At 70.0% G+C, this 20,399-nt stretch carries 18 protein-coding genes and 1 pseudogene; 8 read left to right on the top strand and 11 right to left on the bottom strand.

The genetic code is table 11. The features are described from left to right. Nucleotides 1-68 precede the first annotated feature (68 nt). A complete protein-coding gene (locus ABZW60_RS26080) occupies nucleotides 69-2,369 on the top strand; it encodes an excinuclease ABC subunit UvrA (protein WP_355481009.1) in 2,301 nt (766 codons plus the stop codon). On the opposite strand, the gene ABZW60_RS26075 is transcribed toward ABZW60_RS26080, so the two are convergent. From ABZW60_RS26075 to ABZW60_RS26045, 7 genes are all read right to left on the bottom strand, one after another. Beyond that, the gene (locus tag ABZW60_RS26075; RefSeq protein ID WP_355481007.1) at nucleotides 2,330-3,319 is read right to left on the bottom strand and encodes a winged helix DNA-binding domain-containing protein; all 990 of its coding nucleotides are present in this window, start codon (nucleotides 3,317-3,319) and stop codon (nucleotides 2,330-2,332) included. The two genes, ABZW60_RS26080 and ABZW60_RS26075, sit on opposite strands and share 40 nt — an antisense overlap. Nucleotides 3,320-3,421: 102 nt before the next feature. Beyond that, nucleotides 3,422-4,207 (bottom strand): SGNH/GDSL hydrolase family protein, encoded by a 786-nt coding sequence (locus tag ABZW60_RS26070; RefSeq protein WP_355481005.1) that lies wholly within the window; start codon nucleotides 4,205-4,207, stop codon nucleotides 3,422-3,424. A gap of 122 nt (nucleotides 4,208-4,329) precedes the next feature. Further along, the gene (locus ABZW60_RS26065) at nucleotides 4,330-5,364 is read right to left on the bottom strand and encodes a mandelate racemase/muconate lactonizing enzyme family protein (RefSeq protein ID WP_355481003.1); all 1,035 of its coding nucleotides are present in this window, start codon (nucleotides 5,362-5,364) and stop codon (nucleotides 4,330-4,332) included. Continuing rightward, the gene (locus ABZW60_RS26060) at nucleotides 5,361-6,134 is read right to left on the bottom strand and encodes an ABC transporter ATP-binding protein (protein ID WP_355481001.1); all 774 of its coding nucleotides are present in this window, start codon (nucleotides 6,132-6,134) and stop codon (nucleotides 5,361-5,363) included. Before ABZW60_RS26060 ends, ABZW60_RS26065 begins: the two co-directional genes overlap by 4 nt. After that, the gene (cbiQ, locus tag ABZW60_RS26055; protein WP_355480999.1) at nucleotides 6,131-6,889 is read right to left on the bottom strand and encodes a cobalt ECF transporter T component CbiQ; all 759 of its coding nucleotides are present in this window, start codon (nucleotides 6,887-6,889) and stop codon (nucleotides 6,131-6,133) included. Before cbiQ ends, ABZW60_RS26060 begins: the two co-directional genes overlap by 4 nt. Then, on the bottom strand, nucleotides 6,886-7,905 hold the full coding sequence (locus ABZW60_RS26050) for an energy-coupling factor ABC transporter permease (protein ID WP_355480997.1): 1,020 nt from the start codon (nucleotides 7,903-7,905) through the stop codon (nucleotides 6,886-6,888). Before ABZW60_RS26050 ends, cbiQ begins: the two co-directional genes overlap by 4 nt. Nucleotides 7,906-7,941: 36 nt before the next feature. Further along, the gene (locus tag ABZW60_RS26045; protein WP_355480995.1) at nucleotides 7,942-9,297 is read right to left on the bottom strand and encodes an NAD(P)/FAD-dependent oxidoreductase; all 1,356 of its coding nucleotides are present in this window, start codon (nucleotides 9,295-9,297) and stop codon (nucleotides 7,942-7,944) included. A gap of 117 nt (nucleotides 9,298-9,414) precedes the next feature. Between ABZW60_RS26045 and ABZW60_RS26040 the strand changes: the two genes are divergently transcribed. The 3 genes and pseudogenes from ABZW60_RS26040 to ABZW60_RS26030 form a co-directional block, all read left to right on the top strand. Next, nucleotides 9,415-10,158: a metallophosphoesterase gene (locus ABZW60_RS26040; protein ID WP_355480993.1), complete on the top strand. Its 744-nt coding sequence runs from the start codon at nucleotides 9,415-9,417 to the stop codon at nucleotides 10,156-10,158. Continuing rightward, nucleotides 10,155-10,568: a tRNA (N6-threonylcarbamoyladenosine(37)-N6)-methyltransferase TrmO gene (gene tsaA / locus ABZW60_RS26035; protein ID WP_355480992.1), complete on the top strand. Its 414-nt coding sequence runs from the start codon at nucleotides 10,155-10,157 to the stop codon at nucleotides 10,566-10,568. Before ABZW60_RS26040 ends, tsaA begins: the two co-directional genes overlap by 4 nt. An 81-nt stretch (nucleotides 10,569-10,649) precedes the next feature. Beyond that, nucleotides 10,650-11,759: pseudogene (locus ABZW60_RS26030) on the top strand (acyltransferase); the annotation flags it as partial. Here ABZW60_RS26030 and ABZW60_RS26025 read toward each other — a convergent pair. Then, the gene (locus tag ABZW60_RS26025) at nucleotides 11,730-12,818 is read right to left on the bottom strand and encodes a WYL domain-containing protein (protein WP_355480990.1); all 1,089 of its coding nucleotides are present in this window, start codon (nucleotides 12,816-12,818) and stop codon (nucleotides 11,730-11,732) included. The pseudogene ABZW60_RS26030 and the gene ABZW60_RS26025 sit on opposite strands and share 30 nt — an antisense overlap. A gap of 59 nt (nucleotides 12,819-12,877) precedes the next feature. On the opposite strand from ABZW60_RS26025, the gene ABZW60_RS26020 reads away from it, so the two are divergent. Then, the gene (locus tag ABZW60_RS26020; protein ID WP_355481801.1) at nucleotides 12,878-13,273 is read left to right on the top strand and encodes a RidA family protein; all 396 of its coding nucleotides are present in this window, start codon (nucleotides 12,878-12,880) and stop codon (nucleotides 13,271-13,273) included. A 69-nt stretch (nucleotides 13,274-13,342) separates the two neighbouring features. Here the strand turns inward: ABZW60_RS26020 and lpdA are convergent, their stop codons facing one another. Continuing rightward, nucleotides 13,343-14,740 (bottom strand): dihydrolipoyl dehydrogenase, encoded by a 1,398-nt coding sequence (gene lpdA, locus ABZW60_RS26015; protein ID WP_355480988.1) that lies wholly within the window; start codon nucleotides 14,738-14,740, stop codon nucleotides 13,343-13,345. A 163-nt stretch (nucleotides 14,741-14,903) separates the two neighbouring features. Here lpdA and ABZW60_RS26010 point away from each other — a divergent pair, with 163 nt between their 5' ends. Further along, nucleotides 14,904-17,039, top strand: a complete 2,136-nt coding sequence (locus ABZW60_RS26010) for a peptidoglycan DD-metalloendopeptidase family protein (protein WP_355480986.1) — start codon at nucleotides 14,904-14,906, stop codon at nucleotides 17,037-17,039. Between the two features lie 9 nt (nucleotides 17,040-17,048). After that, on the top strand, nucleotides 17,049-17,507 hold the full coding sequence (locus ABZW60_RS26005) for a PGPGW domain-containing protein (RefSeq protein ID WP_355480984.1): 459 nt from the start codon (nucleotides 17,049-17,051) through the stop codon (nucleotides 17,505-17,507). Here ABZW60_RS26005 and ABZW60_RS26000 read toward each other — a convergent pair. After that, entirely contained in the window at nucleotides 17,475-18,662 is a 1,188-nt protein-coding gene (locus ABZW60_RS26000; protein ID WP_355480982.1) for an FAD-dependent monooxygenase, read from the bottom strand. The genes ABZW60_RS26005 and ABZW60_RS26000 overlap by 33 nt on opposite strands. Before the next feature lie 77 nt (nucleotides 18,663-18,739). On the opposite strand from ABZW60_RS26000, the gene ABZW60_RS25995 reads away from it, so the two are divergent. After that, nucleotides 18,740-19,471, top strand: coding sequence for a TetR/AcrR family transcriptional regulator (locus tag ABZW60_RS25995; protein WP_355480980.1), 732 nt, complete (start codon nucleotides 18,740-18,742; stop codon nucleotides 19,469-19,471). On the opposite strand, the gene ABZW60_RS25990 is transcribed toward ABZW60_RS25995, so the two are convergent. Beyond that, entirely contained in the window at nucleotides 19,397-20,290 is an 894-nt protein-coding gene (locus ABZW60_RS25990; RefSeq protein ID WP_355480978.1) for an AraC family transcriptional regulator, read from the bottom strand. The two genes, ABZW60_RS25995 and ABZW60_RS25990, sit on opposite strands and share 75 nt — an antisense overlap. Nucleotides 20,291-20,399: the final 109 nt, after the last annotated feature.

Below are 20,399 nucleotides of genomic sequence, written 5' to 3'. Positions count from 1 at the left end.
TCTCCCACGGCTTCGGCTGGGCGCTCAACCCCAAGTTCATATGGGCGGTTCAATGAGACCATTGAAGGATGCTTCCTGCTGACAGGCACGACGTCATCCAGGTGCGCGGCGCCCGCGAGAACAACCTCAGCGGCGTCTCGCTCGACATCCCCAAACGCCGGCTCACCGTCTTCACCGGAGTCTCCGGTTCCGGCAAGTCCTCACTCGTCTTCGACACCATCGCCGCCGAGTCCCAGCGGCTGATCAACGAGACCTACACCGCGTTCGTGCAGAACTTCATGCCGAGCCTCGGCCGGCCGGACGTGGACGCGCTACGGAACCTGTCCGCCGCGATCATCGTCGACCAGGAACGGATCGGCGCCAACGCCCGCTCCACCGTCGGCACGGCGACCGACGCGCACACGATGCTGCGCGTGCTCTTCAGCCGCGCCGGCACGCCGCACGCCGGGCCGCCGTCGGTGTTCAGCTTCAACCGCGCCGAAGGCATGTGCCCGGCGTGTGAAGGGCTCGGCCGGACCACCGAGTTCACCATCGACGAGCTCGTCGACCGCGAGAAGAGCCTCAACCAGGGCCCGATCAAGGCGCCCGGGTTCTCGGTCGACAGTTGGCACTGGCAACTGATGGCGCAGTCGGGTCTGTTCGATCCGGACCTGCCGCTGAAGGACTACCCGCCCGAGGCGTGGCAGCAGTTCCTCTACCAGGAGCCGATGAAGATCCGGGTCGGGAAGAGCAATCTGACCTTCGAAGGATTGGTCACCAAGCTGAAACGGCAGTACCTGAGCAAGGATCCGCAGTCGATGCAGAGCCAGGCGCGGGCGTTCGCCGAGCGGGCGATCCGGCAGGAGACCTGCGCCGAGTGCGGCGGCGTCCGGCTGAACGCGGCGGCCCGGAGCGTGACCGTGGACGGGCGGACGATCGGCGAGTGTTCGGCCATGCAGATCAGCGATCTCGCCGAGTTCGTTGCCGGGATCAAGCATTCCGGGGTCGGGCCGATGCTGGACGGGCTGCGGGAACTGCTCGGCTCGTTCGTGACGATCGGCCTGGGGTACCTGAGCCTGAACCGCGAGTCGTCCACCTTGTCGGGCGGCGAGGCGCAGCGGGTGAAGCTGGTGCGTCATCTCGGGTCGAGCCTCAGCGACGTCACGTACGTGTTCGACGAGCCGACCGTCGGCCTGCATCCGCACGACATCCAGCAGATGAACGACCTGCTGCTGCAGTTGCGGGACAAGGGCAACACGGTGCTCGTCGTCGAGCACAAGCCGGAGACGATCCGGATCGCCGACCACGTCGTCGACCTCGGCCCCGGCGCGGGACTGGCCGGCGGGCGGCTCTGCTACGCCGGTGACGTGGCCGGGCTGACAGCGTCCGGCACGCTGACCGGGCAGTACCTCGACCATCGGGTGAACGTGCGCGACGACGTCCGGCGCCCGACCGGGAAGCTATCGATCTCGCACGCGACGCTGCACAACCTGCGCGACGTGAGTGTCGACGTTCCGCTCGGCGTATTGACCGTGGTGACCGGTGTCGCGGGATCCGGGAAGAGCTCGCTGATCCACGGTTCGCTGGCGGGGCGGGACGGTGTGATCATCGCGGGACAGGAGCCGATCCGCGGGTCGAAGCGGAGCAACCCGGCGACGTACACCGGGCTGCTGGATCCCATCCGTACCGCCTTCGCCAAGGCGAACAAGGTCAAGCCCGGGCTGTTCAGCGCGAACTCGGTCGGCGCCTGCCCGACGTGCAAGGGCATCGGGCTGGTGTACACCGATCTCGCGATGATGGCCGAGGTCGCGTCGGTGTGCGAGGACTGCAACGGAGCCCGGTTCACCGCGGAGGTTCTCGAGTACCGCCTGCGCGGCAAGAACATCAGCGAGGTCCTGCGGATGACGGTGGCCGAGGCACGGGAGTTCTTCGCGACCGGTACGGCGCGGACGATTCTCGACCGGCTGGCGACGGTCGGCCTCGGGTACATCGGGCTCGGGCAGCCGTTGACCACACTGTCCGGCGGTGAACGTCAGCGGCTCAAGCTGGCGATCAACATGGGGAAGACCGGGTCGATCTACATCCTCGACGAGCCGACGACCGGGCTCCACCTCGCCGACGTCGACAAGCTGCTCGGCATGCTCGACACGCTCGTGGACCAGGGCAATACGGTCATCGTCATCGAGCACCACCAAGCGGTGATGGCGCACGCGGACTGGCTGATCGACATCGGCCCGGGCGCCGGGCACGACGGCGGTCAGGTCGTCTTCACCGGCACGCCGGCGGACCTGGTCGAGAGCAGCCCGACCACGACGGCCGAGCATCTCCGCAAGTACGTCTCAGCTACCCCTCAGTTGCCCAGGAAGCGGGCGATGTCCGCGAGTTCGTGACGCAGGTCGGCCGGTTCGAAGAGGTCTGCCCGGAGCGTGGCGTGCTCCCAGCTGCCGATCGGCCGGCCGGCCTTCACGATCGACGGGCGGAGCATGCCGCCGCCCGGGAAGACGGATTTCGGCAGCTCGACGTGGCGGTCCTGGTAGCCGAGGAGATACGCGTCGAACTCGCCCAGCAGGCGTACGTCCTGGCAGCCGGGAAGGTCGTCGACGGCTCGGAGCTCGCTGGTCCCGACGTCGAACGACGTCGTGGCCACCGCCTCGACGGCCCGGCGCGCGAGCGGTACCGGCAGGCCCGACCAGGTCGCCAGGTCACGTGCCGTGGCCGGGCCGTAGGCCGTCAAGTACCGGCGGGCCAGGACCTCGGGATCACCTTCGAGGACCAGTGGCTTGCCGAGCCAGTCACGGACCGCGACCCAGGTCTCGCCCGGTCCGTAGCAGAGTCGTCCGAGCAGGCCGGTGTGGCGGATCAGCGCATAGACCGCCTGCCCTTTCGGCTCGGCAATCAGCCCGGCCCGCACCAGCACGTCGGCCAGCTCGGCGCGAGTGCCCGGTCCGTGGGCGAGCAGCCACTCTTCCAGGACGTCGGCCGCCTGCGCGCGGACGTGCTCCGGCAGCCCGAGTTCGCCGTACCGGCGTTCGGTGTCCTTGATCAGCTTCGGGCCGAGCAGCCCGAGCAAGGGGCCGGCGTCCTCGGTCGCCACAAGCTGGATGGTGCCGCGCATGAACCAGCCGCGGAGCACGGAGCGGTCGGTCTCCTGGGCGTGGGCCACGTCGGCGAGCGTGGTCGCCGACGAGCGGGCGCGGACGGCGTACGTCGCGCCTCGCCAGGTCTGCGCCTGGAGTCCCCCCGTCCGGCGCACGACGTCGGCCACCCCTCCGGGGCCGGCCTCGTCCACCGGACGTGCGAGGCAGTTGGCCTCCATCCTGGCCGCCAGCAACCAGTCCACAGACCTCCGCGTCACCCCAGCATGACACCACGAACCGGGCATGTCCGCATCTCAAAAGCAGAAAGTGCCGCCCCGGCGACGGGGCGGCACCGACCGAGCTGCTCAGAGGGCGGGCTGGACCAGATCGGCGTACGCCGTCTGACCGGTGACGTTCGGGTGGTAGGACTCGCTGACCGGGTTCGACAGGCCGTTGATCCACTCCGGGCTGCCGCACACCGAGTGGCCGATGAACTTCGACGTCGGGTTCACGAAGGTGAATCCGGCCGCGCTCGCCGCGGACGAGATCCGCGAGTTCAGCAGGTCGGCGGTCGCGTTCAGCTTGGTCATCTCGTCGGGGCTGAACCAGGTCCCGGCGTTGCAGTCGGTGCCGTTGAACAGCCGCGGGTACCCGACCACGACGACCTTGGCCGCCGTCGCCCGGCTCCGGATCGACGAGTACAGCGTGTTCAGCCGGCCGGGCAGGGTGTTGTTGATGATCGACTGCGCGTTCGCCACGGCGCTGTTGCAGTCACCGAGCCAGGAGGGTTTCGCGCACTCGGTGATCACCGACGAGAACCCGGCATCGTTGCCACCGACCTGGACGGAGACGATGTCGGTCGAGCTGGTGACCGACGGCAACTGGCTCGAGGTGACGTTCGCGACCTTCGCGCCGGAGCAGGCGACGAACGTCAGGTTCGCGCCGAGCCGGCCGGCGTCGATGTAGGCGTACGCCTTCGTCGAGCGCTGGCAGGAGCCGCTGCTCTCGATGTAGCTGCGGGTCCCGACACCGGAGGCGTAGGAGTCACCGAGCGCGACGTAGTTCGGCGCCGCGGCGTGCGCGACCCCGGGGCTGAGGAGCATCGCGGCGCCGAGGGCCGCGGCGGACAGCAGACTGACGACTGACTTCATGGGGGCGGACCGCCTTTGCATGAGCGGGAAGTGGCGACAGTAGTACTCAACGTCACTGTTACTGACCCGCGAGTAACACACAAGGGCTTGGTAACAAATTCACCGTGGATTCCCGGTGACCGTCACCAGCTCGACAGACCGGCTCCCGTCGGCAGCGGGTAGCATCCGTCGACGAGCTGGACATCGGGCGGCAGCAGCCCGCTCTCCAGGTAGATCGTGTTCGGCAGCGCCGCCAGGACGTGGATGTGCGCGCCGCCGCCGTGCGACGCGTACGGCACGCCGAACCCGGCCGCCATCAGCCCGATCTCCAGACAGTCCGTCAGCCCGCCCGCTCGGCGCAGATCGGGCTGGACGACGCCGACGCCGCCGCGCGCGATCAGGTCCCGGAAGGCGGCCTGCCCGTACCGGTTCTCGCCCGTCGCGATCGGGATGTCGAGCTTGTCCGCCAGCCGGACATGACCGTCGGTGTCCCCGGCCGGCAGCGGCTCCTCGAACCAGCGGCAGTCCAGGTCCTCGTACACCCGGCCGCGCCGCAGGGCCTCGGCGTACCCGAAGGCCTGGTTCGCGTCGACCATCAGCGGTGCGTCCGGGCCGATGACGTTGCGGACCGCGGTGATCCGCGCGACGTCCTCGGTCAGCGGCCCGCCGCCGACCTTCATCTTCACGCCCTGGAAGCCCTGCTCCATCGCCTGCGCCGACACCCGCTCCAGGCCGGACACGTCGAGCTCGAGCCAGCCGACCATCGCGTACGCCGGGATCGCGGTCCGTTGCGCGCCGAGGAGTTTCCACACCGGCACGTCCAGCGACTTGCCGAGCAGGTCCCACAGCGCCTGGTCGATCGCCGAGATCCCGTACGACGACAGCCCCGCCGTCCCCTGGTAGTCGGTGAGCGTCTGCAAGGTCTGCCGGATGCCGCGGATGACGGTCGGGTCGGCGCCGATGATCGCCGGCGCCAGCTGCTCGGTGACGATCTGCGCGAGCACGGCCGGTGAGCTCTCGACGCGACCGAAGTACGTCGTACTCACGCCGCTGACGCCCTCGTCGGTGTCGATCCGGACCCGGGTGACACCGTCGCGGTCGAGCAGCTGGATCGCGTCGCGGACCGGATGGGCCTTCGGTTCGGACGTGACCTCGACGGTGACCGCGGTGATCTTCATGAACGCTCCGGGCCGGGGACGGACAGGGGGTTGAAGCCGTACGGCAGCTCGAGCCGGTGCGCGGCCATCAGCCCGGCGTCGCCGAGCAGGTCGCGGGTCTTGCCGTCCGCGACGATCCGGCCGCCGTCCATCAGCAGGCTCCGCTCGCACAGCTGGAGCGCGTACGGCAGGTCGTGGGTGATCATCAGCAGCGTGACGTCGAGCCCGGCGAGGATGTCGGCGAGCTCGCGGCGGGCGGCCGGATCGAGGTTGCTCGACGGCTCGTCCAGCACGAGCACCTCGGGACGCATCGCCAGCACCGTCGCGACCGCGACCCGGCGACGCTGACCGAACGACAGGTGGTGCGGGGCGAGATCGGCGTGGTCCTGCATCCCCACCTGCACCAGAGCTTCGTGGACGCGCTCGTCGAGCTCCGCACCGCGCAGCCCGAGGTTCGCGGGACCGAAGGCCACGTCGTCGCGGACCGTCGGCATGAAGAGCTGGTCGTCCGGGTCCTGGAACACCAGGCCGACCTTGCGGCGGATCGCGGTCAGGTGTTCACGGTGGACACCGGTCCCGCCGATCCGGATCCGGCCGCTGCCGGTGCCGCCGGCGACCGACCCGAGGATGCCGTTGAGGTGCAGCACGAGCGTGGTCTTCCCGGCGCCGTTCGGCCCGAGCAGCGCGACCCGCTCGCCACGCTCCACGGTGAAGTCGACGCCGAACAGCGCCTGCCGCCCGTCCGGGTAGGCGAAAACCAGCCGCTCGACCTGAATCGCTGGACCGCTCACAAGGCGACCACCCTAGCCGCGACCGCGATCGCCACGGCCACCAGGGAGATCGTCAGCCCCTCGAGCCACTGGCTCCTGGTCGCACCTTCCACACTCAGCAGCGGCATCCGTCCGGTGTAGCCGCGCGACCTCATCGCCAGGTGGACCCGCTCGCCGCGCTCGAAGCTCCGGACGAACAGAGCGCCGACTCCCCCGGCCACCGCCTTCAGGTGCCCGGCCCGCCCGCCGGTGTACCCGCGGGACTCCCGGGCCACCCGCATCCGGTGCAGGTCGTCCGACACGACGCTCAGGTACCGGACCATGAACGACAGGATCGCCACCAGCGTCGCCGGCAGCCGCAGCCGTTCGAGGCCGGCGAGCAGGTCGCGCGGTGCCGTGGTCGCCGACAGCAGGATCGCCGCGATCACCCCGAGCGTGCCCTTCGCCAGCACGTTCCAGGCGCCGAGCACGCCGGACTGGGACAGCTGCAGCCCGAGTACGTCGATCCGCGGGCCGGTGGCGACGAACGGCAGCAGCAACGCGAACACGATGAACGGCGTCTCCACCGCGAGCCGCCGCGACACCACGGGCGCCGGCAGCTTCGCGACCACCACGGCCGCCACGAGCATCGCGGCGTACAGGCCGAACGCCCAGAAGATCGCCGCCGGGGTGGAGACGACCGCGAGCACGAAGACGAACAGCGCGACCAGCTTCACCTGCGCGGGAATGCGGTGGACCGGGCTGTCCACCGCGACCAGCAGGCCGTCCCCGCTCATGACGCCTTGTTGGTCCGGAGCGAGGCGAGTTTCGCGATCGCGAGGCCGACGACGATCGTCACCAGGACGCCGATGATGCCGGCCAGCGCCCCGGAGACCTGGGTGTTGCCGATGCCGTGGACGCCGTAATCGGCCAGCGGGCTGCTCGCCACCGCGGAGTTCTTGGCCGCGCTCTCGAACCCGAGCTTGGCCCCGACGAACTCGAGCCCGTCCGGGTGCGCGCTCGCGAACAGGCTCAGGCCGCCGGCGACCAGCAGCGTCACCGCGACACCGACGCCGAGCGAGCGACCGGCCGGCTTCGCGGCGATCGGCCGGTCCGGGGAGACGGTGGAGGTGTTGCCGTCGGCATCGACCAGCACGAGATCCTGCTGCAGGTGCCGGGCGGCGTACACCAGGTCCGGCCGGGTCGCGACGACCGCGCTCAGCACGGCGGCGGTGATCACCGCCTCGCCGATCCCGACCAGGATGTGCCAGCCGACCATCGCGGTCGCCAGCTTGCCGAGCGGGATGTCGACCGCACCGCCGATCGCGTACAGCCCGGTGAACGCCAGCGCCGCGACCGGCACCGACACCAGTGCGCCGACGGTCGCCGCCGGCACGACACTGCCGGCCCGGCGCGGCATCAGCTTGAGCAGCGCCCGCGTCAGCACATACCCGACGAGCACCGTGATCAGGCCCATCAGCGTGATGTTCGTGCCCAGCGCCGTCAGGCCGCCGTCGGCGAACAACAGCCCTTGCACCAGCAACACCGTGGACATCACCAGGACGGCCGTCCAGGGCCCGACCAGCGTGGCCGCCAGCGCACCGCCGAGCAGGTGACCGCTGGTGCCCGCGCCGACCGGGAAGTTGACCATCTGCACCGCGAACACGAACGCCGCGGTCAGCCCGGCCAGCGCCGGACCGGTCTCTCGGAGCTCGCGGTTCGCGCGTTGCAAGCTGAAACCGACCGCCCCGGCAGCGATCAGGCCGGTGGCGACGGACGTTGGCGCGTCGAAGAACCCGTCAGGTACATGCACTCCGACATTCTTGATCTAGTTGCGACCGATTCGCAACTAGAACTTGAGAGCTTCCCCGATCGCACGGTGGAACGTCGGGTACGCGTAGATCATCTGACGCAGAGTGCTCACCGGTACGGCGGCGTGCACCGCGACCGCCAGCGCGCTGAGCACCTCGCCACCGGTCGGGCCCGCGCTGGTCGCGCCGACCAGGACGCCGCGGTCGGCGTCCATGACGACCTTGATGAAGCCCTCGTTGCCGGCCTTGTGGATCCAGCCCCGCGTCGAGGCCGGGATCGGCGTCGATCCGGTGCGCACGTTCAGCCCCGCGTCCCGCGCCTGCTTCTCGGTCAGCCCGACCGCCCCGATCTCCGGGTCGGTGAACGTCACCCGCGGCATCGCGTGGTAGCTCGCTGTCGGCGCGTTCTCCTCCTGAAGGATGTCGCGGACCGCGATGTCGGCCTGGTACATCGCGTTGTGGGTGAACACGCCGACGCCCGTCACGTCGCCGATCGCCCAGACCTTGTCGCCCGCGCGGACGTGCTCGTCGACCTCGATCCGCCGCGCCGCCGGGTCCAGACCGAGCTTGTCCAGGCCGAGCCCCGCGGTCGCCACCCGCCGGCCGGTTGCCACCAGCAACTTCTCGCCCGACACGGTCGTTCCGTTCGCGAGCGTCACGGTGAACGTGCCGTCGGCGTACCCGACCTGCTGCGCGTGCGCGCCGAGGCGGAACGTGACGCCGTCGCGCTCCAGCGCCTCGCGGGCCAGTACACCCGACTCCGGCTCCTCCATCGACAGCACCTCGGGCGCGCCCTCGACCACGGTCATCCGGACGCCGAAGCGCGCGAAGACCTGGGCGAGTTCCATACCGATCGCGCCGCCGCCCAGGACGACCATCGACGCGGGCAGTGTCTCGACCTCGATCGCCTCGCGGTTCGTCCAGTACGGCGTGCCGGCGAGGCCCTCGATCGGCGGCACGGACGGCACCGTGCCGGTCGCGATCACGATGCCGCGGGACGCCTCGTACTCGATGCCGGCGGCGCTGACCGTGCCCGGGCCGGTGATCGTCGCGACGTCCTTGATCACGGTCGCGCCCTTGGTCACCAGGCGGTCGACGGCGACCTGGTCGTTCCAGGTGTCGGTCGCCTCCTCGCGGATCCGCTTCGCCACCGGCGTCCAGTCCGGCTGCACGGTCGCCGTACCGGCCATGCCATCGACGCGGCGGGTCTCGGCGATCAGGTTCGCGGCCCGGATCATCATCTTGCTCGGGATGCACCCGTAGTACGGGCACTCGCCGCCGACCAGCCGGGACTCGATACCCACCACCCGCAGGCCCGCCTGGGCCAGCCGCCCGGCCGCCTCCTCGCCGCCGACACCGAGCCCCACCACCACGACATCAACCTGTTCAGCCATGCGCCCCAATCTCCCAGACCAACCAGACCCGGCCAAGTCGCCACCCGGCGCGTCATCGCAGCGTAAGGAGGCGTTCACCACCGGCCAGCGACTCCTCCAACGGCTAACCTGCTCACCATGTACGTGATCGCGCACCTCAGTGACCCGCATCTCGACGGTTCCGAGGAGCCGCGGTCGCGGCTGCGGCGGGTGACGTCGTACGTCCGGTCGGCGACGGTGGACATGGTGCTGGTGACCGGGGATCTCGCCGATCACGGGCTGGCGGCGGAGTACGCCGAACTCGCCGGCGAGCTGGACTTCGACGTGCCGGTGCTCGTGCTGCCGGGCAACCATGACGTCAGCGCGCCGCTGCGCGACGGGCTCGCCGCGTTCGTGTCGTCTCCCGGCGAAGGGCACCCGGTCCACCAGGTGCACGACGTCGGCGCGGCGCGTTTCGTGCTCGTCGACAGCACAGTCCCCGGCGCGGACCATGGTCTGCTCTCCGCGGACTCACTCGCCTGGCTGGACGGCGTACTGCGGGAGCCATTCGACGGGCCGCTGTTCGTCGCGATGCATCACCCGCCGCTCGACCTGCACCACCCGGTCATGGACCAGTGGAAACTCGAGGACCGCGGCCCACTCGCCGACCTGCTCACCGGCAAGCCCGTCACCGCGATCCTCACCGGTCACGTGCACAACGCCATCGTCACCAGCTTCGCCGGCCACCCCGTCCTCGGCGCCCCCGGCATCCGCTCCGCCGTCCGCCTCCCCTTCGAGCCGCCCACCGGCTCGGTCGTCGACCCCACAGCACCGCCGGGCCTTGCCTTCCACGCCTACACCCCTGGCGAACCCCTCCAGACCGTCTACAGGTACCCGCGATGACCGGCGAGCTCGTTCTCCGGCCGATCGCGCGCGTGGAGTCCAGCCTCCGCGACCGGGACGAGGCACCGCGGCAGGGCGACGAGGGCGCACCTGATGCCTGGGCCGTTTTCGACGAAGCGGTACGGGCCGCTCTCGCCGACGTCGCTGCCGGCGACGAACTCATCCTGATCACCTGGTTCGACCGCGCCGACCGGGACGTGCAGACGGTGCACCCGCGCGGCGACGTCTCGCGCCCACCGACCGGCGTCTTCAGCACCCGCTCCCCCGACCGCCCCAACCCCCTCGGCCTGCACCGCGTGACCGTCCTCGCCCGCGACGACCTCCGCCTCCAGGTCCGCAACCTCGAAGCCCTCGACGGCACCCCGATCGTCGACGTGAAACCCGTCCTGGGCGACATCACCGACCGCTAGCCGCGATCAGGGCCGCTCGACCGGCGGCACCGCGGACGTTCGGCACTGGTCGCCCGACGGAGCGCGCCGCACGCTCAGGGTGTGAGGAAGGTACGCGGCACGGCGACCCGCCGCGTGGCCGGCCGACACGACGCGGAGGTCACGGGCTGGGCGAGCGCGCGTCTGCGGTACGTCGACAACCTCAAGGTGATCCTGATCGCCACGATCATCGCCGGGCACGCCGTCAGCGGGTACGGCGCGATGGACTGGTGGGCGTATGCCGAGCACCGCGAGGCGACGCTGTCCCCGGTCACCCAGGCGATCGTCCTGGCCGTCGGCGGGCCCTTCGCGATGCTGCTGATCCCGGTGCTGTTCCTCGTCGCCGGGCTGATGACACCGCGATCGCTGGTCCGCAAGCACGTCGGCCCGTACGTCCGCGACCGCCTGCTCCGGCTCGGGGTCGTCTTCGCCGTCTACGTGCTGGTTCTGCAACCGATCACGATGTACGTCCTGGAGCACTGGATCGGCACCGACCGAGGCTCGTACTGGTCGTCGTACGTCGGCGCCGAACAGACCCTCGACACTGGCACGCTATGGTTCGTCGGCGACCTGCTGATCTTCTCGCTCGGCTACGCCGCCTGGACCGTCGTACGGCGACGCTTCGCCGCCCGTCCCACCGTCCACGAGCTCGCCGCACGGCATCTCGCCGTGGTGTCGGTGGTCGTTGCCGTGACCACATTCCTGGTCCGCCTCGTGTTCCCGTTCAACAGCGAGAACCGGTATCTAGACCTGAACCTCTACCAGTGGCCGGCCTGTATCGCGATCTTCGGCGTCGGCATCGCGGCGTCGCGATCCGGCTGGCTCACGGTCGTCCCGGAACGGCTCCGCCGGATCAGCGGCGTCGTGACGCTCGTCGCGCTCGCGGCGTTCGGTCTCTTCATCCTCGCCGGAGTCAGCCAGCGCGGGATCGGCGAGGAGGCGTGGACCGGTGGCTGGGACTGGTCGGCGGTCGTGTTCCCGGTGATCGAGAGTCAGTTGGTCGTCTTCGGCCCGATCTGGCTTCTCGCGGTCGCCCAGCGACGTCTCGCGCGGCCGATCCACTGGATCCGGCCCGCGGTGATCCGGAGCTGTTTCGGAGCGTTCGTCCTGCAGCAGTTCGTGCTGGTCATGCTCGCGATCGGCCTACGCCCCGTTCCGCTGCCGGCCGAGCTGAAGGCCCTCGCCGTCGCGTCGATCGGGATCCTCGCCTGCTTCGGCCTCGCCTGGCTGCTCGTCAGCCGGATCTCCGGCCTGTCCCGAGTCCTCTGACCGCGACGCCTGATAGAGGTCGGCCATCGTGGTGGCGCGCCGGTGCAGGGCGGTGCGGACGGACTTCGGGGTGAGGGCTTCGGCGTTCGGGCCGAGTTGCCACAGTGCCCATTCGGCGTGCCAGGCGTCTTGATAGGTCACCTCGAGGCGGAGCCAGCCGTCTGCGTCGGGGGCTTCGGCTCGTACGGCGACCGCCGCGTTCAGGAGATCCTCGCGGCGGGCGGGGTTGACGCGAACCTGGACAGTGAGGTGGCCGTCGGCCAGGAACTGGGCGCGGCGGTCGCGCCAGATGCGGTCCAGGTCGACCTTGGTCGGGCGTTCGGCCGGCTCGGGGAGCTCCTCGGCGGCGAGTAGCCGCGACAGGCGGTAGATACGGTCCTCGCCCGAGCGCCGGGCGAGCAGGTAGCCGCGGTCCCGCACGGTCACCAGGCCGATCGGGTCGACCGTGCGCCACTCGGGATTCTGACCGGTCGCCGCGTAGTGGATCCGGAGCCGGTGCCCGGCCAGCACGGCCCGCCGTACCTCGAGCATCGTCGCGTCCGGCACTTCCTTGATCACCAGCGGACGCGACAGCAGGTCGGTCTCCGGGTCGACGAGGATCCGCTGGGCGGCCTCGCTCGCGGTGGTGCGATGGCTCTCGGGCAGCGCGTCGACCACCTTGCGAGTGGCCGACGCGAGTGCCTGGCTCAGACCGAAGGCCTGCCCCGAACCGGCGGCCGTCAGCAGCGCCAGCGCCTCGTCGTGATTCAGCCCGGTCAGCTCGGTACGAAACCCCGGCAGCAACGCGAACCCGCCGTGCCGGCCGCGTTCGGCGTAGACCGGGACGCCCGCGGCGGACAGCGCCTCGATGTCGCGCAGGACCGTTCGCGTCGACACCTCCAGCTCTCGCGCCAGCACGTCCGCGGTCAGCCGACCCCGCTGACGCAGCAGCAGGACCAGCGAGACCAGCCGGTCGGCGCGCACCCCGAAACATTACCTGACGAAGGATGTCGTGATTTCTTGGCAGGCTCGCCGGTATGACAATCGAACGCACCGCAGTCAACCCGGTCCCGTGGTCGCTGGAGCTGGGCTTCAACCAGGGCGAACTGGTCTCCGGGCAGACCCGCACGCTGTACTGCTCCGGGCAGACCGCGATGAACGCCGACGGCAAGCCCGAGCACGAGGGCGACCTCCCCGCGCAACTCGCACTCAGCCTCGACAACCTGGAAGCCGTCCTCGCCGGGGCCGGGATGTCCCTCGCCAGCCTCGTCCGCCTGAACGTCTACACGACCGACGTCGACCGGCTGTTCCCGCACTACGGTGTCCTGGCCTCGCGCCTGGCCGCCGCCGGCGTGGCACCCACCACCACGATGCTCGGCGTGACCCGCCTCGCCGTCCCCGGCCAGCTCGTCGAACTGGAGGCGACAGCCGTCGCCTGACCTCAACCAAGCGCTGGGGACCTTGCACAGGCAATAGCTCGTCCAGGGTCCCCAGAGGTTGTGTCAGGTTCAGAAGTTGATCATGTGCCCTTCGAGGCCGTGGAAGGCCTCCTGCAGGGCTTCGCTCAGCGTCGGGTGCGCGTGCACGTTGCGGGCCAGCTCCTTGGTGGTCAGGTCCCACTTCTGCGCGAGGGTCAGCTCGGGCAGCAGCTCGGTGACCTCGGGGCCGATCAGGTGCGCACCGAGCAGCTCGCCGTACTTGCTGTCGCTGATCACCTTCACGAAGCCGCTGGCGTCGCCCAGGCCGTGGGCCTTGCCGTTCGCGGTGAACGGGAACTTGGCGACCTTGACCTCGTGGCCGAGCTTGCGGGCCTCCTCCTCGGTGTACCCGAAGCTGGCGATCTGCGGCTGGCAGAACGTCGCCCGCGGGATCATCGCGTAGTCCAGCTCCATGGTCTCGTGGCCGGCGATCGTCTCGGCCGCGATCACACCCATCGCCTCGGCGGCGTGCGCGAGCATCAGCTTCGCGGTGACGTCACCGATCGCGAAGATGTTCGGCACATTGGTCCGGCAGAAGCCGTCGATGCCGATCGCGCCGCGCTCGGTGAGCTGGACGCCGATCTTGTCCAGCCCGTAGCCGTCGACGCGCGGCTGGAAGCCGATCGCCTGCAGGACCTTGTCGGTCTCGATGGTCTGCCGGCTGCCGTCCTTGCCGGTGACCGTGACCTTCACCTTGTCGCCGGAGTCGTCGATCGAGTCGACCCGGGTCGAGGTGAGCACGTCGACACCGAGCTTCTTGTACGCCCGGGCCAGCTCCTTGGAGACCTCCGGGTCCTCCAGCGGCACCATCCGGTCCAGGAACTCGACGATCGTCACCTTCACGCCGTAGTTCGCCAGCACGTAGGCGAACTCGACGCCGATCGCACCGGCGCCGGCGATCACGATCGAGCCCGGCAGCTCCTCGGTGAGGATCTGCTCCTCGTACGTCACCACGCGCTCGCTCAGCTGGGTGCCCGGCAGCGGCTTGGTGGTCGCGCCGGTCGCCACGATGCAGGAGCCGAACGTGACGGTCTCCGAGGAGCCGTCGTTCAGCGTCACGTCCAGGGTGTTGGCGTCGGTGAACGAGCCCCAGCCGTCGAACTCGGTGATGTTGTTCTTCTTCATCAGGAAGTGGACGCCCTTGACCCGGCCGTCCGCGACCTTCCGGCTGCGCTGCAGCGCGGTCGGGAAGTCGAAGGTCACCTCGCCGCTGATGCCGAAGGTCTTCGCCTCCGTCCGGAAGATGTGCGACAGCTCGGCGTTCCGCAGCAGCGCCTTGGACGGGATACAGCCCACGTTCAGGCAGACACCGCCCCAGTACTTCTTCTCGATGATGGCGGTCTTGAGCCCGAGCTGGGCGGCGCGGATCGCCGCGACGTACCCGCCGGGACCGGCGCCGAGGACAACAACGTCAAAGTGCGAGGCCATGCAGTGAACTTTAGTGGGTCGGACCAGGCGATCCGACGCCGAGTCGGCAACTGTGGCCCGCCTCATGTCGTCCGAACGGTCACTTTGTGTGTACCAGGGTTCCGTAAGGACCGTCCGACGCCTACGCTGGCTTCGCGCGTGAGGCGACTGGCATGGGGGACGGATGGATCTGGGGAGACACCGGGGGCTTCGGCTCGCGGCACTCGGCACACTGCTGGCGGCGGTCGCCGTCCCGGCGGCGTATGCCGACCCGACCCCGTCCGCGACCGAGCCGCCGCCGGCCTCCGTCACCGACGTGAACCGCTCGCTCGAGCAGCTCCAGGCCGAGGCCGCGGCCCTCCAGGCCGACTTCGCGAAGGCGACCATCGCCTACACGAAGGCGCTGAAGGAGGCGCAGGCCGCCGAGGCCGCCGCCAAGAAGGCCGAGTCCAGCGCGACCGTCTCCAAGGGCAGGTCCGACGAGGAGCGCCGGCGCCTCGGGGTGATCACCGCACAGGCGTACCAGCTGGGCATCCCGACCGTGATGGGCACCGAGTCGATGCTGTGGTCCCTCGCCCCGGTCGCCGAGAACCTGCAGGAGATCGCCGACCGGCAGACCGCGATCACCCAGCTGGGCAACACCCAGGTCTCGCAGTACCAGCGGGCGACGGCCGCGGAGCGCGAGTCCGACCGGCTGAAGGGCGAGGCGACCACCAAGCGCACCGCCGCCAACCAGGCCGCCGCGAAGGCCCAGGAGCTCAGCAACCAGGTGCAGCAGAAGGCGGCCGACGCCGCGGCAGCGATGGCCGACCAGACCGCCGACCTCGACGTCGCGTCCGCGCTCTCGCAGCAGCTCCAGCAGACCCGCAACCAGCAGGCTCTCGCGCGCTGGAAGACCTACCTCACCGAATTCGCGGCCACGAAGGTCGCTCCCCCGGCGGCCGCCGTGCTCAAGGACCCGGCCAAGCTGCCGGCCGGCCTCGGCCCGCTCACCCGCCGCGGCGCCGCTGTGCCCGGCGTCGCCTCGGTGGCGGTCGGCGGCCGGACCGTGCGGGTGATGTCGGCCGAGACGATCCGCGCGGTCAACCAAGCCTTCAGCCTGGTCGGCAAGCCGTACGGCGTCGCCGCCACCGGCCCCGACAAGTACGGCTGTCTCGGCGCGGCCCGGGTCGCGTGGCAGCCCTACACGACCCTGCCGAACCTGGTCGGCAAGGTGTATCCGGACTACCAGGCCGTCCCGAACGCGCAGATCCAGCCCGGCGACATCCTGGTCATGGGCAGCAAGTCCCTCGGCCTGGTGCACATCGGCATCGCCCTCGACAACGGCGAGATGATCGCGGCCGACGAGTCCAAGGGCGCCGTGGTCGTCACGACGATCCCCGACAACCTGTACGCCGCCCTGCGCCCGACGCTCGGCGCCCCGGCCAAGCCGCAGGTCGCGCCGGTGGCGACGTCCGAGGCCTACGCGTTCCGGTGCGGCAACACCGCCACGTCGTACGACGTCGGCTCGGGTTCCTGGACGTGGCCGCTGCCGGACGGCACCTACGAGATCGGCACGCCGTTCGGCCAGTCGGGCGCGCTGTGGTCCACCGGGTCCCACACCGGCCAGGACTTCCCGGCCGCGGTCGGTACGACGGTGCGCGCGGTCACCTCCGGCGTCGTCCGCGTCGAGCATCCGGCCTGGGCCGGCAACCTGGTGCGCATCGATCACGGCAACGGCCTGGAGACGCTCTACGCACATCTGAGTCGCGTCGACGTGACGGACGGTCAGCAGGTGACCGCCGGACAGCAGATCGGCGCCGTCGGCACCGAGGGCAACTCGACCGGACCGCACCTGCACTTCGAGGTGCGGCTCGGCGGCGACCCGGTCAACCCGATGCCGTTCCTCGCGACCGGGTCCGCGAGCACCGGGTGGGGTGGCTACAGCAACGGCATGATCCCGGCCGGCAAGCTGTGCGCGCTCGGGTCCGGTCACATGCTCCGGTGCGACGCCGCGGCGGCGTACCTGAAACTCGCCTCCGCCTACCGCGCCCAGTTCGGCAAGTCGCTGTGCATCACCGACTCGTACCGCTCGTACGCGTCGCAGGTCAGCCTGTACCAGCGCAAGCCATCCCTGGCCGCACTCCCGGGCACGTCGAACCACGGCTGGGGCGTCGCGGTCGACCTGTGCGGCGGCGTCGACAAGTACAACACCACCCAATACCAGTGGATGAAGGCGCACGCCCCGGCGTACGGCTGGCTGCACCCGGCCTGGGCCGACCAGGGCGGCAACCGCGAGGAGCCGTGGCACTGGGAGTTCGGCAACCCCGCCACCACGTAGGCTGGGTGCGTGGCCGAGAAGGAAAGTCCCGACCGCACCGATCACAACATCACGCTCGATGCTGCGGACGACCGGTGGGAGTGGCGGAGGCGGATCCGCGAGAATCCGCGGAAGTTGATGTTCTACCGGATCGGCGTGGGGGTGGTCGGCGGGCTGCTGATCATCGCGGCGCCGCTGACCGGATGGTTGCCGGGACCGGGCGGGATCCCGCTGTTCATCGCGGGTCTCGCCGTGCTCGCGAGCGAGTTCGAGTGGGCACAGCGGCTGCTGTACCGGGTCAAGGACTGGGTGAAGGCACTCACCGCCTGGACCGGCAAGCAGCCCGCCTGGCTCAAGGCGCTCGGGACCGTCGCGCTCTTCCTCTGCGTCCTCGTCGCGATCTGGCTCTACATGGCCGTGCTCGGCGTGCCGGGCTGGCTGCCCGACGCGTGGGAGTCATTCCTCTACCAGCTGCCCCTGCTGCCCTGAGTAGTCGGGCAGATCGATCAGCTCGCTCATGTTCTGGGCCAGCTTGAGCATCTGCTTGAGGAAGAACGGGATGTCGAGGATCCGGTTCCGCGCCGTGAGGCCGAACCGGGTCGCCGGCGCCATGAACGAGCCCGCGCGGCTGCCGTCCTGCGTCGTCGACACGGCCTTGCGCAGCCGTGCCTCGTACCGGGCGAAGGCAGTCCGGAAGTCGCCGCGCGCCCGCGCCAGCTCCCCCGCCAGCACGTAGGCGCCGACCACCGCCGTACCGGTGCCGAGTGCCCCGAACGTCGCGCCGTAGCCCGCGTCGCCGAGCAGCACGATCCGGTCCGTCGACCAGCGCTCCACCCGGACCCGGCCGATCGAGTCGAAGTACAGCTCCGTTGCCGCCGGCAACGCCTTGAGCAATTCCGGGACATGCCAGCCCAGTCCGCCGAACTGCTCCCGCAGGATGGCCTTCTGCTGGTCCAGGTCGCGCCGGTCGTACTCCAGCCGCGGCGACTTGAACACGAACAGCGTCTGCGCCAGTCCGGGGTCGCGACGGTCCCCGCCGACGCTCGCCAGTTTCCCGGGCACGTTGTACATCAGCGTGTCTCCCGAGATACCCAGCGTGTTCGGCACCTCCCAGCCGGCGACGTAGTAGTCCAGGTGCCGCTCGACGACCTGGTCCGCCGGCCACGCCAGTCGCCGCACGACGGAATGCATCCCGTCGGCGCCGATCACCAGGTCGTACCGCTCCTCGATCCCGCTCTCGAAGCTCACGTCCACACCGTCGGAGTGCTCCCGCAGCGCGGCGATCGAGTCCCCGAAGCGGTACGTCGCCCGCGCCCGGCTGTGCTCGTACAACACCCGGGACAGGTCTGCCCGTAGTACCTCCAGTTCGCCGCCGGCGAACTCGGCCGGCAACCGCATCAGCTTGCGGCCCGACTCGTCGACGAACCGCATCGCGTTCCCGCCGGTCTGCAGCGCCCGGAGGTCGCCGAGCACGCCCATCCGGTCGAGGACCGTCGTGAACACCTCGCCGCGGAAGTCCACCGCATACCCGCCCTGCCGCAGCGCGGGCGCGACCTCGACCACGGTCACGTCGTGGCCCGCGCGCCCCAGCCAGAGCGCCACCGACGGGCCCGCCACGCTCGCACCCGATACCAGGATCTTCATTCCATCTCCTTACTGTGTCCGGTAGACACATTAAAGTGTATGGTAGACACAGTTCAAGCCGCGACGGAAGGACGCCGATGACCGAACTGCTCTGGGGCGGGCCGCCGTCCCGCAGTCGCGGACCGAAGCCGGCGATCACGCTGGCCGAGATCGCCGCGGCCGGGATCGCGATCGCGGACGCCGAAGGGCTGGACGCGGTGTCCATGCAGCGCATCGCGGGCGAGCTGCCGGTGACGAAGATGGCGCTCTACCGGCACGTCCCCGGCAAGACGGAACTGGTCGCGGTGATGAGCGACATCGCGATGGGTCCCCCGCCCGACCGCCCCGACCTACCGTGGCGCGAGGCCCTGCACACCTGGGCACTCGATCTGTACGACGGCTTCACCCGGCACCCGTGGCTGCTCCAGTCCACGATCGGCCGCCGCCTGCTCGGGCCCAACGAGCTCCTCTGGATGGAACGCGGACTGGCCGCACTGGCCGGCACCGGCCTGACCGGCGGCGAGCAGCTCGACTCGATCCTGCTGATCACCAGCCTCGTCCGGAACCTCGCCCAGCAGTCCACGACCTTCCCCGGGCACACCACCGGACTGACCGAGGAGGACATGCTGCGGTCGCTGGCCGAGATCCTCGCCACCGAGGCCGGCCGGTTCCCGCATCTGGCCACCGCGATGCGGACGTTGAGCGGCAGCGAGAACCAGGGCCTGGAGTTCGGTCTGCAGCGGATCCTGGACGGGCTAGACCTTCTCGTCCGCGGCCGGGTAGCTGTGCCGGATGGCATTGAAACGTTCCCGATAGAGGGTCGCGGATAGCCCGTAGTGGGATTTGAATCGGCGGGCGAAGTAGTTCTGGTCGGGCCAGCCGACGGACTCCCCGATCCGGTTGATCGGCAGGTCGGTGTGCAGCAGCCGGTCGGCCGCCAGCTCGACGCGATGCCGTGACAGGTACGCCATCGGCGGGACGCCGGTCACCGACTTGAACAGCCGGACCAGATAACCCGGCGCGAGATGCAATTCGCCGGAGAGTTCGGCGAGCGTCCAGTGCCGCGCCGGGTCGGCCTCCATCAACCGCATCGCGTCGAGCACCGCCGGGTGCGTGTGCTCACCGCGTTCGTCGGATTCGGCCACCGTTCGCGCGACACAACTCAGGTACAGCGACAGCCAGCCGATCACCTCGCCGCGGTGCCGGCTGAGCGGCTGGTTGCGGAGCCGGCGCAGTCCGTCGAGGTGCCCGACGGCCTCGGTGAAGGTGCCCGGATCGAGATGCGTGGCGAGCATCCCGCGACGCTGCGCGGAGAACGGTCCGGTCCACAACAGGTAACCCAGCAAGGGATCCTCGCGCGCCCACGCCAGCTCGCGGCGCACCAGGTCCGCGGAGAAGCAGCAGTTGTAGACCTCGAGATCGTCGCACTCGACGTACTCGTGCCAGACGCCCGGGCGCAGCAGGATCGCGTCGCCGGCGCGCAGCCGCTGACGCCCCGCGAGGCTGTGGTGGACGCCTTCACCGCCGGTGACGAGCAACAGCTCGAAGAAGCTGTGCGTGTGCAACGGATGGGACTTCTCGTGCAGGTGTGTCCCCGCGTGCACGACCGTCCCTTCGACGAAGTGCAGCACGGTTCCGCGGGTCCTCACCGGCTCATCGGCCATACATCACGATACGAGCCGAAGTGCAGATCGTGCTAGATCGGGTGCACATCGGGCTAGTGACCGGCGACTGCCGGTCGCAGGATCGGGGAACAGG

Origin of the sequence: Kribbella sp. NPDC003557, from assembly GCF_040610805.1 — a bacterium.
Taxonomy (GTDB): domain Bacteria; phylum Actinomycetota; class Actinomycetes; order Propionibacteriales; family Kribbellaceae; genus Kribbella.
This window is presented reverse-complemented; position numbering and strand designations above follow the sequence as displayed.